Annotated in this window: 8 protein-coding genes; 4 read left to right on the top strand and 4 right to left on the bottom strand. The window is 40.3% G+C overall.

Annotated features, from left to right (window positions below; all coding sequences use genetic code 11):
- Nucleotides 1–41: 41 nt before the first annotated feature.
- From BUR11_RS03610 to rlmD, 4 genes are all read right to left on the bottom strand, one after another.
- Nucleotides 42–419, bottom strand: a complete 378-nt coding sequence (locus tag BUR11_RS03610) for a hypothetical protein (RefSeq protein ID WP_074223446.1) — start codon at nucleotides 417–419, stop codon at nucleotides 42–44.
- 297 nt (nucleotides 420–716) lie between these two features.
- On the bottom strand, nucleotides 717–3,296 hold the full coding sequence (locus tag BUR11_RS03620; protein ID WP_074223448.1) for a cation-translocating P-type ATPase: 2,580 nt from the start codon (nucleotides 3,294–3,296) through the stop codon (nucleotides 717–719).
- A gap of 74 nt (nucleotides 3,297–3,370) precedes the next feature.
- Nucleotides 3,371–5,041, bottom strand: coding sequence for a Na/Pi cotransporter family protein (locus BUR11_RS03625; protein ID WP_074223449.1), 1,671 nt, complete (start codon nucleotides 5,039–5,041; stop codon nucleotides 3,371–3,373).
- 197 nt (nucleotides 5,042–5,238) lie between these two features.
- Nucleotides 5,239–6,648 (bottom strand): 23S rRNA (uracil(1939)-C(5))-methyltransferase RlmD, encoded by a 1,410-nt coding sequence (rlmD, locus tag BUR11_RS03630; RefSeq protein WP_074225101.1) that lies wholly within the window; start codon nucleotides 6,646–6,648, stop codon nucleotides 5,239–5,241.
- Between the two features lie 108 nt (nucleotides 6,649–6,756).
- Here rlmD and BUR11_RS03635 point away from each other — a divergent pair, with 108 nt between their 5' ends.
- From BUR11_RS03635 to BUR11_RS03650, 4 genes are all read left to right on the top strand, one after another.
- Nucleotides 6,757–7,569: an SDR family oxidoreductase gene (locus BUR11_RS03635; RefSeq protein WP_074223450.1), complete on the top strand. Its 813-nt coding sequence runs from the start codon at nucleotides 6,757–6,759 to the stop codon at nucleotides 7,567–7,569.
- Nucleotides 7,570–11,463: an AAA domain-containing protein gene (locus BUR11_RS03640; protein ID WP_074223451.1), complete on the top strand. Its 3,894-nt coding sequence runs from the start codon at nucleotides 7,570–7,572 to the stop codon at nucleotides 11,461–11,463.
- 136 nt (nucleotides 11,464–11,599) lie between these two features.
- Nucleotides 11,600–11,935: a helix-turn-helix domain-containing protein gene (locus tag BUR11_RS03645; protein ID WP_074223452.1), complete on the top strand. Its 336-nt coding sequence runs from the start codon at nucleotides 11,600–11,602 to the stop codon at nucleotides 11,933–11,935.
- Complete coding sequence (locus BUR11_RS03650; RefSeq protein WP_074223453.1) at nucleotides 11,929–13,230, top strand: type II toxin-antitoxin system HipA family toxin; 1,302 nt, start codon at nucleotides 11,929–11,931, stop codon at nucleotides 13,228–13,230. The genes BUR11_RS03645 and BUR11_RS03650 overlap by 7 nt, the downstream gene beginning before the upstream one ends.
- Nucleotides 13,231–13,240: the final 10 nt, after the last annotated feature.

Below are 13,240 nucleotides of genomic sequence, written 5' to 3' on the forward strand. Positions count from 1 at the left end.
CTAAATCAAAGGTAAAGCTTTTTTTATGCTACTTAGATAGCCTATTCATTAGGGTAAGGTACGTAGACAAAACTGGTGAAAGCCCCATCCATGACAAATAGGCAGCAGAACTCATCTGGGTCTTTGTAGGCTTTCTTAAAGTCTTCGAGTGCTTCCTCAGAGATTAATTTCCGCTGAACAAACTCATCTACATAGGTGATGAAATAGTTCCAATCCAAGTCTTTTTCAGCCTTGCCTAAAAATATTTTACCAATGGGTTGCATCTCTTTTGAGATTGGGAAAATCGGATAATCCGAAAATTTTCTAGAGCGTACCTGATAGGAGGCTTCCTTTAAAGTGTCAGAAATTTTCACAAAATCCTGAGTAATGGTGCCTAAATATTTTCCGCTTAATTCTGGATCGTTGAAATCTGAAATCATTTTTATTCGAGTCTTTTATTCACAAATTTTTCTACCAAGGTTCCGCTTTTTCATTCCATTTTTTACTTCCTTTTTGGATAACCTTTGAGAACAAAGTACGGACAATTTTGACTCAATTTCCATGTTTATTTGAATTGAATAAATTGAGAGAATATTGCCACTTGATTTGATCTGAAAATTGAGCCGTTTTTTTACATCAATTTCATGGGGATTTTCAGCCAAAAATTTTTTAAAAATAACCTCACTTGATTGCTTCTTTTTGATCCCATTCTTTGGAAATATTTTGCGCTCAAAAACTTAATTGATCAGTTTCAAAAATTTGAAAAAATGGATCAGGGGGATGGGTAATAAACTACCTATAAAAATGAGATTCCACATCTCTTTTTCGGGGAAGGAAAGTTCCAAAAGTTGGTTGATAGGACTGATCAAACTAGCCCCCAATAATAGCAGTGAACAGAAGATAATAGAGGCCCATAGATGGGGGTTTCTTACAATGCTGTTTTGGAATATAGGAGCCCCTCTTTTGATCAAATTGAAAGGATGGAACAGTTGGGCAAAAGCCAGGGTAAAAAAGGCTACGTTGTTGGTTTGGATCTCATTAAGCCCTAATTGGAAAGATGCGTATGCATAAACTCCCAGAATGCTCAAAGTGATGGTCAGTGAATAAACTATCAAAGACCTCCAATAAGCTTTTGTCAAAATAGGTTCATTGATGGTTCTAGGTTCTTGTAGTACATCTTTTTTAGTTCCTTGACCCATTCCCAAGGCTAGGGCAGGGAAAACGTCCGTGACGATGTTGAGAAAGAGGATTTGCAGTGGAAGTAAAGGAGAGCCCCAGTTTAAAAATGCTGCACTTGACACCACTAGAATCTCACTTAGGTTACAGGAAAGCAGAAAAATAACGAAGTTTCTGATGTTGTTGAATATGATTCTGCCTTGTTTAATGGCATCTGTGATGGAGGTGAATGAATCATTTTGTAAAATCATGTCTGCAGCTTCCTTGGCAACTTCGGTTCCTCTGAGCCCCATGGCAATACCTATGTCTGCTTTTTTTAGGGCAGGAGCATCGTTCACACCATCTCCTGTCATGGCTACTACCATATTTTGAGATTGATAAAACGCTACTAATCGAAGCTTCTGTTCCGGACTTACTCTTGAAAAAACAGAGGTATCTAAGATCTCAGCAGCCTTTTCTGAATCAAATAATAGGTCTTTTCCCTGAATAACATGCTGATCATGTTGATCCATCAATCCAATCGCTTTGGCAATCGCTTTAGAAGTCTCAGGGTGATCACCAGTAACCATGACTACCCGGATCCCAGCGTTTTTGAATTCAGTAATGGAGTCTAACACATCATGTCTGGGAGGGTCCTGAAGCCCTACCAGTCCAGCTAGTATAAATTGGGTTTCCTTAGTTGGGCTTGATTCTTCAAGGACCTGGAAAGCTGCTGCCAAGACCTTCAACCCTTTTGCAGAAAGCAGGTCTGTTTGCTCTAACCAATATTGGATGCCGGTTTCATTCAGGTTTTTGATTGCTCCCTCATCCTCAAAAAACTTACATTTTTTAAGCACTTCAGTAGTGGACCCTTTCAAAGAAACACGAAGCTCTTTTCCTTTTTGATGAAAAGTGGTCATGATTCTGGTTTCACTTTCAAAAGGGAGTTCATCGGTTTTGGTCCAAACAGACCTGATTTCTTGAATTGAATTAGGTTCAATTTCTTCCGCCCATTTCAGTAATGCGATTTCAACAGGATCTCCAACATCTGTATTTTGATCATTAAGCTCAGCGTTGTTACACAAAACCAAGGTGGTCAGTAAATTTTCGGATTGGTTTAATTTTGATAATTCTGGAAGTGTCTCCAGTACTTTTAAGTGATTTTCCGTCAGGGTTCCAGTTTTATCGGTTAAAATGATATTGGTGCTTCCCAGTGTTTCTACCGCAGCCAGTTTACTGACAAGCACTTTCTTTTTGGAAAGCCTAAGCATGCCGCTGGCAAGCGCAATGGTCGCCACAATGGGTAATCCTTCTGGGATGGCTGCTACAACCAGGGCGATGGCTGTTTCGATCAATAGATAGGGTTCCTTGGATTGAAGAAGTCCAATACCGACGAAAGGGATCATAATAGCAAAACTCAACCAGATTAAAGTTTTGCTGAACTTGTTCAGTTTTTTATTGAGGGGAAGTTCTTCTTCTTGTGCCTCTTCAATCATGGAAGAAACATTTCCAATTTGAGTTTCCTTTCCAATGAATACCACCACGGCCAATCCATTACCTCTCGTCACGGACGTTCCTCTAAAGATCATGTTACTTTGATCTCCTATAGAAACATCTTCTGGAATTGCAGCAGTTTGTTTGATGGTGGGCAAAGACTCACCAGTAAGGGCAGATTCATTTACTTCAAGTGCATTGGTTTTTAAAATCCGGGCATCCGCTCCAATTAGGTCTCCTGCTTCCACGGACAGTAAATCCCCTGGAACCAATTCTTGAAATGGAATCTGAATTACTTTACCTTCCCGAATAACTTTTGAAGTGGGTTGCTCCAGTGCCTTTAGTGCATGCATGGACCGGTTAGCTTGGGATTCCAAAATAAAGCCGATCACAGCATTGATTAGGATCACCGCCAGTATGGCAATCATTTCATAATAATCTTCGAAAAAGAAAGAAACAAGTGCCGCAACCACTAACAGCCCTACAATCAGATTTTTAAATTGAGCGATGAAAATGCTCCAAGCAGAGCGAGCTTTTGCGGGCTGAATCTGATTCAAACCATGGATTGACCTTCTTTTCAAAACTTCTTCTTCGGTCAACCCTTTAGTAGGATCTACTTGGAAGCTTTTTAACAGCTCTTCTATAGAAAGTTTTGCTGGTTTGATCACGAGTCAAGTTTGTGGTTATAAAAACTAAAAGCTAGATTTTCTCAGGGCACTATTGAATAATAAATAGCAATAAATTATCTAAATGGAGGTAGACTTTCAAATTGGACTGCCTGCTCTGGGTTCAACTTTTGATCTTTGAGCACTAAAATGATGGACTTGCAAGAAGAGTACAGCTCTCTATTAACATTTAAAACCGTGGCAATCTCTTCTTCTTCCAAATGTTTCCTATTGGAATGATCATAGACCATTTCCAACATTTTATCATAATTCTTCTGGTTGTCCAGCATCAGTTTTCCTAAGTCTTCTAAAAACAAACCTTCTTCTGTTGACAATAGAAATTGTTCAGTCCGGTTAATCATCATATGACTCACCTCATTGAATTGGGAATATAAAGTATTGAGGGTCCCGTTGCCTGACTTTCGGAAATTGGAAAGATCAAGTTCAATGTCTTTGATATCTTTTGCTGCATATAGTGCATTTCCCGTTGCTGAAATACTTCTCGAGAGCTTCAGAGATTCCTCCTCCGTTAAAGACTGCTTTTGAATATCACCATAGAAGTTAATCATTTCACCATGGAGTTGCTTGATTTGATAATAATAGTCCTTGAATCTTTCTTTTGGTTTAAAAAAATTCCTGCTTTTTGGATTGGAGACCTTGTTTTCTTGTTGTAGGAATGCCATCCTCCATAAATTAAGAACCAATTGAATCAGGTGTCCGGTTTCATTTCGTAAAGCTTCCAAAGCGATTTCGGGATCCTCAACAGGTGTGTCATGGATGAATTTTCCTATTCGCTCGTCTCCGCTTGAAAACCTATTATTCAGGAAATCAGCAAACTGTTTCAAGAATGGGAAAAATACGATGATCCCTAAAAGGTTAAACAAGCTGTGAAAGACTACCAGTCCAAATAATTTATCCTGAATATGGAGTACATCGGTAATAAATAGGATTAACATTCCCATGCATAGAAACGCAAGGATATCTGTGACCAAATTAAATAAGAAATGGCCTAGAGCAACTCTTTTCTTGGAAACAGTCCCTTGAAACCCTCCCAATAATACAGTGATAGTGGTTCCTAAATCAGCACCGATGACCAAGGCTGCAGCTGCATGAAATTCAATGATTCCAGCATTCAAAGCACTTAAAGTGATCACCATGGTAGCAGAACTGGATTGGATCAGAGCCGTAAAGAAAAACCCAACTAATAAAAATACGAAGGGACCATAATCTGCAAAGATGCTGATATCAAAATTTTCAGCTAAGTAAGAAATGCTATCCTTCATAAAGGACAGGCCAAGAAAGAGAAAGGCCAATCCCAGAATTAAAAGTCCTGTGTTGAAGAGCTGAGGGCGTTTCGGAAAAAGTACTGCCAATAAACCTCCTAAGGCTATAAAAGGCATGATGAAATGCTCGATGTCTACTTTGAAACCTAATGTGGCTACGAGCCAACCGGTAAAAGTGGTGCCCAGATTAGAGCCTAGGATGATGCCTAACGCATTTTTCATGCTGATCACTCCTGCTCCTACAAAAGCAAGAAGCATGAGCGATACCACCGAACTACTTTGTAACAAGGCGGTCACCACAGTCCCGGTCAGAATAGCCTTAAACTTGTTTTTCGTGTGTTTTTTAATAAAAACTTTGAACCTTCTTCCGGCTAATTCTTTGACACCATTTTCCAATTGGGACATTCCATAAAGAAACAGCCCAAGTCCGGCTAAAAATTTCCAAAGATCAAAGTTTTCCCACATGTGATAAACTCAGGTTAAAGGAGTGTGCCTCTTTCAGATTGATGGAGGCACACTTAAATTTAACCCAGTTTTTTGGAAAAGTTAGGGCTTGAAAACTTGATTTAAATCAGGTTTGGACCTTGGTCAACAAATTCCAGGAATGCAATTCATCCATCCACCAGTTTTGTTGGCCTATTCAGAATTGGAGATCATCCAATTTAAGAAGTTCGTTTGGTCAACAAGATCACATTTTCCACATGGTAGGTTTGTGGAAACATATCTACAGGTTGGATTTTTACGACATCGTATTTTTCAGCCAAAAGTGCTACATCCCTTGCCTGAGTAGCAGGATTACACGAAACATAAACCACCTTTGGAGCTTCTAGGCGAAGCAGCATCTGAACCACTTTTTCATCCATTCCCGCTCTAGGAGGATCCGTAATGATGACATCTGGCGCAGCATGGTTTTGAATGAACTCTTCATTTAAGATGTCCTTCATATCACCCGCATAAAACAGGGTATTTTCAATGCCGTTGATTTGAGAATTGATTTTGGCATCCTCAATTGCTGCTTCCACATATTCCACTCCGATCACCTGTTTCGCTTTTTTGGCTACAAAATTGGCAATGGTTCCTGTCCCTGTATATAAATCGTATACTACCTCATCTCCCTTCAAATCGGCAAAGTTTCTGGCCACTTTATAGAGTTCGTAGGCTTGTTCTGAATTGGTTTGATAAAAGGATTTCGGTCCGATTCGGAATTTTAAGCCTTCCATTTCTTCCTCGATATAGGGAAGTCCGGCATAAGTCACTAACTCTAAATCATGAAATGTTTCATTTCCCTTTGTATTGATTACATAGAGCAAAGAGGTGATTTCAGGAAATCTGTTTTTCAGGAAATCCATCACTTGATCAATTGACTCGGGGTCAGATTCTCCGAATTGCACAATGACCATGGTTTGTCCGGTGCTGGTAGTGCGAATGATCAGGTTTCTTAGCAATCCCACCTGATTTCGGATATCATAGAATGACAACTTATTTTCCAGGGCAAAACTTCTCAATTCATTTCTAACATCATTGGAAATTCCACCTTGTAAATAACAATGATCTACATCTATGATCTTATCAAACATTTTGGGAATATGAAAACCTAAGGCATTTCGATCAAAATCTTCTTCTGACCTGATTTGCTCCAGAGTAAGCCATTTCTTATTACTGAAGGTAAAATCTAATTTATTCCTATAATATTGGATTTGTTCGGAACCTAGCGTAGGTAGTACTTCCGGTAGTGCTACTTTTGCGATTCGCTGAAATTGGTCCAGCACCTGTTGTCGTTTGTAGGTTTTTTGCAAGTCATAATTAATATGTTGCCATTTACAGCCACCGCAAGTGCCGAAGTGGGAACAAAAAGGGTCAATTCTATCTTTAGAATATTGATGGAAGGCAACAGGTTCTCCTTCCATAAAGGAACTCTTTCCTTTCGTAATTCTAACATCTACCACATCTCCAGGTGCAACACCGGATACAAACACGACTTTTCCATCATGATGTCCCACACATTTACCTTCCGAAGCAATTCGTTCGATTTGAAGATTGGTGACTATTTTATTTTTCATTTTCCGCGACATGGGCGCAAAATTAGGGAAAAACATAGGGCCAAAGAAAATCCATGTTTAAAAGGTGGCACGATCCTTTCATTTTTTTTGTTTTGACTATCTTTGTAAGATCGTAAACCCATGGAATTTAAGAACAAAGTCGTCGTAATTACAGGAGCAACTTCAGGAATTGGTGCTGCTTGCGCGTATGCATTTGGTCGAGAAGGTGCAAAAATTGCTATTACAGGCAGAAATGCTGAGAAATTAGCGGTTGAAAGAGAAATCCTGGAAGAAGCAGGAATTGATGTTTTGGCAATTTTGGCGGACGCTGCTTCTGAATTGGATAACCAAAAAATGGCTGATGAAGTATTAGCCGTCTATGGTAGAATCGATATTTTGATCAATAATGCTGGGATTTCCATGCGGGCCTTATTTCAGGATCTGGATTTGGATGTCTTTAAGAAGGTAATGGACACCAATTTTTGGGGAACTATTTACGCGACGAAATATTGTTTACCTTCTATTATGGAAAACAAAGGTTCTATTATTGGGATTTCTTCCATTAATGGATTTAGAGGAACTCCTGCCAGGACTGCATATACGGCTAGTAAATATGCGATGAATGGATTTTTTGAATCGCTTAGAACGGAAGTCATGCATAACGGAGTCCATGTTTTGGTTGCGTCTCCGGGATTTACTGCTTCCAATATTCGGAACAATGCACTTACGGCCCATGGGGCTTCTCAAGGTGAATCACCCAGAGATGAATCAAATATGATGTCCCCAGAAGATGTGGCAGATGCCATTTTGAAAGCTACCAAAAAGAGGAAAAGAGATTTAGTCTTAACCACCCAAGGCAAACTCGCCGTATTTTTAAATAAGTGGATTCCCGGAATCATGGATGGTATGGTTTATCGGGAAATGGCCAAGGAACCAGATTCGCCTTTTAAATAAATGGGAGAATCGATCTTTCAAAACTACCTGAATAGATTGACTGACTTGTCTTCAAAAAACAAGTCGCTGTACATCCCCAAAGTTGAAGGAAGTGGATTTCTAGATCTTCAAGAATTTGATTTCCTAAATGGGGAGCCAGCTTTTGAGATCATAAGAAAAGCGATTCAAGGAAAGAAATCTATTTTTCTTATTCCAATAGCTGACCCTCGACAAACTTCCAGCAACCAACTTTCCAAGGCACTCTCCAAATTACAGTTTAGGGACCAGTTGACCCAAGAGGAAACCGGGGAGCATACCTTGGCTATTGCTTGGCTTTTTGTAGAAGGCAAGATGATGAATGGGCAGGTGCTTAGAGCGCCATTGCTGATGCATCCGGTAGCCATTCGGAAAGAAAAAGAACAATGGAACCTCTGCATTCAAGGCGAGTGGCAGATCAATCCTGCATTTTTATTGGCCTATCAATTGGCTTACCAACATGAATTGGATGTTGAAAAACTAGAGGAGCAACTAAACTCCCTGTCCAAAGATCCCATGGAATTTAGAACTGGCCTGTCCAAATTGATTCAGGATACATTCTCTATTCAACTTCATTCTGCACTTTTTGAAGACAAGATTCATTTTTTTCCAAATTCCCAGAAGTCTTTGGATCAAGATCAATTCAAGGATGGAAAAATCAGTTTGAAACCCTATGCTCTGCTTGGGCAATATGGGCAAAAAGAAAGTTTTCTGTTTAAGGAATATGAATACCTATTGGAGCATTATGGAAATCATGATTTAGAACAGGTGTTTCAGGAGTTCTTTGCATTGGATGCTGAATTGCCTGATCCTAAGGAGTCCAACCTGTTTCCGGTTTTTCCTTTGGATTCTTCGCAGGAGCAGGTATTACATTCCGTGCGGAAGGGGAAAAGTCTGGTAGTAGAGGGGCCTCCGGGAACAGGGAAATCCCAGCTCATTGCGAATTTGGTTTCAGATTACATTTCCAGAGGAAAAAAGGTGTTGGTGGTTTCCCAAAAACGAGCGGCGTTGGATGTGGTGTATGAGCGAATGCATAAGGCAGGTTTTGGAGAGTTCTTGGCCTTGGTCCATGATTATAGAGCCGATCAAAAGGAACTGTTCGCAAAAATCAAAAAACAGATTGATTCTATAGAACAGTATCAGGAATTAAACCGAGGGATTGACTCCATGCATTTGGAGAGGGAAATTTCACTTCGGTCCAAAATGATTGAATCACTTTCTTCCAAATTTGAAGATTTAAGGGAGAGTTTACTGGATAGTACTCAAGCGGGATTGCCCATCAAGGCCATGTATTTGATGTCTGGAGGTTCCAGTAGCCCAAGGTTGCTCCATGATGCTGGACTGCTTCAATTGAACTGGGAAGAAGCCAATGAATTTAAAAGTGAGTTTCGAATTTTTAAATCCTATTCAGAAAAATTCACCTCGACCTTTTGGAAACATAGAAACTCTTTTGCTCATGTTGATTCTCAACATTTCGCTTCTGTCCAAGAAATCTTGGTATCACTGGATAATTTTTATACAGAAAATATTCCTGAGCATTCTGATCAGACAAGCTGGGAGGGGGTACTGAAATACATGTTGGAGAATGATGCCATTTCAGATAAGCTGGAAGAAGTGATTCAAGGGTTCGACCAATTGGGAAATCCTTCACTTGCTTTGGAATTGATGCTATTTCCAAAAAGGAAAAAGGAACTGAAAAAGATTCAGGAATGGACCAAATTATCAAAAAACCGATTGGATTCCCTCTCCCTGAATCTGCCAGAAAATTTGCCTGCCGTAATGGAGGAGTCTGTCATGTTAAAAGAGAAGCTTCAACATTGGAAGGATCGATGGATGCTTTATTTTGCAAAGGGTAAGTATCCAAACATTGCTGCTTGGTTAGACCAAAATGGATTGAAATTCAATCTTCAAAACCTAAGAGTGTTGTTGAATGAATTGGATCAATTAGCCGACATGGCATCTGAAATTACTGCTCTTCCTAGTTTTTCAACACTGAACCTCTCCTTAGAAAGTTTAGAAAAGCACCAAAAGGAATTGAATGAACTACTCTATTGGGAAGAATTATGGATAAATATTCCGGTGTTAGAATCCTTCCACAATTGGAGAAAATTTGAAAAGAAGCCTGAAGAGCTTTCCATCTTTCTAAAACAGGTACAGAGAAAGGTCCACAGCTTTGAAAAACAAATGATGTCCTGGAAAATGTATTTTTCTCCTTGGCAAATCGGAGAGATTTTGTTCCGGAAACAGAAAGTTCCTCATGCGAATTTATTTCAGGAATTATCCGAGTTGAAGGCATTTGATCAATTTTTAGAAAACTGGGAGCTATCGAAAAGGAAAATTGCCGAAAATTTACAGAGGGAGTATCCAAAAGTTGACACTGAGTTTCAGGTTGAGGTGTTTGAGAACGCTTGGTATTCTAGTTGGATTTCAGAAATCGAGAAAAGGAATCCAGTTCTTGCTGAGGCTGGTGGCATGAAGCTATTCCATCAAATGCAGGAACTGAAAACTGCTATTTTGGAAAAAAGAGCGATGGCCAAAGATGTGGCTATGCTCCGGCTTCGGGAGCATATGAGTTCCGGTCTTGAGTTTAATCGATTGGGGAACCGAGTAACCTATCGGGAATTAGCACATCAAGTCAATAAAAAGCGTCAAAAATGGCCAGTTCGTAAAGTGATCAGTGAGTTGGGAGAGGAGGTGTTCCGTGTCTTGCCTTGTTGGTTGGCCAGTCCCGAAACGGTCTCAGCGGTATTTCCAACCCAGGATATTTCCCAAGGCATATTTGATTTGGTAATATTTGATGAAGCCTCACAATGCCAAGTGGAGAGAGGGCTGCCTGCGATGTTAAGAGGAAAGCAGGTAGTAATTGCTGGGGATTCCAAGCAGTTAAAGCCTTCTGATTTCTATCAAGTCAAATGGGACTCAGAGGAGGAGGGAGTGGCATTTGAATCGGAATCATTGCTGGAACTGGCTGGATACTTCTTTGAAAAGCGACAGTTAAAAGGGCATTACAGATCTACGGATCCTGCATTAATCCATTTTTCCAATTCACATTTCTACGAAAATCAACTAGAAACTTTGCCTGATTATGGTACAGTTAGATGCAAACATGCAGCATTTACCTGGCAAAAAGTAGAAGGCATATGGGAAAATCAAATCAATAGACAGGAAGCCGAAGCGGTATTGGAAAAAGTAAAAGATGTAGTGTTGAATTATCCTGAAGACACCATTGGGGTGGTGACGGGCAATTATTTCCAGATGGAGTTGATTCGGGAAGTACTTTGGAGTTCGGGGGTGCAGGATAAAGGGATCAAGGTTCGAAATATCGAAAATGTACAAGGAGATGAATTTGACCAGGTTATCCTTTCTTTGGGCTATGCTCACAATAGGGAAGGGAGGTTGGTAACCAATTTCGGATTACTCGGGAAGTCAGGTGCTGAAAACCGTCTGAATGTGGCCATCAGTAGGGCCAGGAAAAAAATGCACGTCATCAGCAGTCTGGAGCCAATCGATTTTCGATCCTCCCATCTCCAAAACCCCGGTTTGTCTTTGTTGAGAAGCTTTTTACTTTTTGTTCAGGAACAAGCGAAAAGTCCAGGAGTTCAGGCTCCCGAGGTTCAACGTGTAGGTTTTGAGGTGGACTGGAGTTTGAAGAAACGCTTGTTGAAGCAAGATGCTTCTTTTACGGATTCAGTTCCTTCTTCCGTGATGGATTTGATCCAACAGGAAAGTGATGGTCAGTGGAAGGCGATTCTCACAGATGATCAACGATTTTTTAATGCGAGCTCAGCGAAAGCTGCCATGACCTATCATCCGATTTTATTGGAACAAAAAGGCTGGAAATGGGATTGGAAGTGGAGTAGAGAAGAATTTTTTAAATAAATTGTACGATAAATCATTCGTTAAGTGTATTATTAAATTATTATGAATGATTTTTCATTCAAAAAATATAATATAATTTGTATGATTTATCATTCATTATTTTTTATATTTATGGTTAGTGAATGATTTTCAAGTCATGGATTATAAAACTAAAACCGATATTCAGATTCTCCAGCAGATAGGAGACTTTGTAAAAGCGGAGCGTATTGCTCAAAATAAATCCCAAGATCAGCTTTCCTCAGAAGCCGGGATCAGTCGATCTACCTTAAGCTTATTGGAGAGAGGGGAGAAGGTAAATCTGATCACCATGATTCAAGTGCTACGTGTATTGGATCAATTGCAATGGTTGGAAGCTTTTGAACTGAAAAACACCATCAGTCCCATGGATTACATCAAGCTTCAAAAAAAGCATGAACGGCAACGAGTTCGTAATTCGGATAAAGCAGCAGAAAATCCTCCATCAGAATGGTAGTAGCAGCAGAAATATGGATTTGGGATCAATTGGCAGGGGCGGTACTTTGGGACGAACGCCAGCAGGTAGGGAGCTTTGAGTTTAATCAAGACTTCCTCCGTTCGGGCTTGGATTTATCTCCAATCAAAATGCCTTTGGCCCAAGGAAGAAGGGTTTTTTCATTTCCAGAACTAAGGAAATCCAGGGGAGATGTATTCGATACGTTTAAGGGGCTGCCAGGATTATTGGCCGATATGCTTCCTGATAAATACGGAAACCAGTTAATCAATACCTGGTTGCAACAGAATGGTCGGCCAGCAAATAGTCTCAACCCGGTGGAGCAGTTATGTTTTATCGGAAAGCGAGGCGTTGGCGCCTTGGAAATCAAGCCGTCCTTGAGAACAGAGGTACGTAGGGCCACGAACATAGAAGTAGATAGTCTGGTCCAAATTGCCGGAAAAATATTGAATGCAAGGGCAGGGTTCGAATCGGACCTCAGTAGCCAGGAAAAGTCAGCTTTAGCGGATATCCTAAAAATAGGGACCTCTGCCGGAGGGGCTAGGGCAAAAGCAGTCATTGCTTATAATCCAAAGACGGGAGCCGTAAAAAGTGGGCAGGTCAAAGCTCCCAAAGGGTTTTCCTATTGGATTATCAAGTTTGACGGTGTGCATGATTCTCAATTTGGAGTGACAGTAGGGTATGGCAGGGTAGAAATGGCCTATTATTTAATGGCTTTGGAAGCGGGAATAGAAATGAACGAATGTCAGCTCTTGGAAGAAAATGGAAGAGCTCATTTTATGACCAAGCGATTTGATCGAACGAATGATGGTCAAAAGATCCACATGCAAAGCCTCTGTGGTATCCGCCATTTTGATTTCAACAGGGTGGGAGAGTTTAGCTACGAACAAGTGTTTGAAACCATGAGGATGCTTCGATGCACCTATCCAGAAGCAGAGCAGATGTTCATCCGAATGGTATTTAATGTTTTGGCAAGAAATTGTGATGACCATACCAAGAATTTTGCATTTCTAATGGATCAAAAAGGAAAATGGACATTGTCTCCAGCTTATGATATTTGCCATGCCTACCGACCTGGAAGCATTTGGGTAAGTACCCAGTCATTAACAGTGAATGGAAAAAGAGAGGGGATTTCTGAAACAGATTTTTTAGAGGTAGCCAAAAGGATGAATATCAAAAAGCCCAAGGAGAAAATTGCAAAAGTTACTGCCGCCATCCGGCGTTGGGAGGAGTTTGCTGCTCAAGTAGGGGTGGAGGAGCAATTAAAATCAGGGATCAAGAAAACGCTCTTGGTTTGACTCCTTCCTT

Source organism: Algoriphagus halophilus (assembly GCF_900129785.1).
In the GTDB taxonomy this organism is placed as follows: domain Bacteria; phylum Bacteroidota; class Bacteroidia; order Cytophagales; family Cyclobacteriaceae; genus Algoriphagus; species Algoriphagus halophilus.

Excerpts from the sequence above, each read along its gene's own strand:
- BUR11_RS03645 (WP_074223452.1), top strand. The coding sequence starts at position 11,600 with ATGGATTATAAAACTAAAACCGATATTCAGATTCTCCAGCAGATAGGA.
- BUR11_RS03625 (WP_074223449.1), bottom strand. The coding sequence starts at position 5,041 with ATGTGGGAAAACTTTGATCTTTGGAAATTTTTAGCCGGACTTGGGCTG.
- BUR11_RS03640 (WP_074223451.1), top strand. The coding sequence starts at position 7,570 with ATGGGAGAATCGATCTTTCAAAACTACCTGAATAGATTGACTGACTTG.
- BUR11_RS03610 (WP_074223446.1), bottom strand. The coding sequence starts at position 419 with ATGATTTCAGATTTCAACGATCCAGAATTAAGCGGAAAATATTTAGGC.
- BUR11_RS03635 (WP_074223450.1), top strand. The coding sequence starts at position 6,757 with ATGGAATTTAAGAACAAAGTCGTCGTAATTACAGGAGCAACTTCAGGA.
- BUR11_RS03650 (WP_074223453.1), top strand. The coding sequence starts at position 11,929 with ATGGTAGTAGCAGCAGAAATATGGATTTGGGATCAATTGGCAGGGGCG.
- rlmD (WP_074225101.1), bottom strand. The coding sequence starts at position 6,648 with ATGTCGCGGAAAATGAAAAATAAAATAGTCACCAATCTTCAAATCGAA.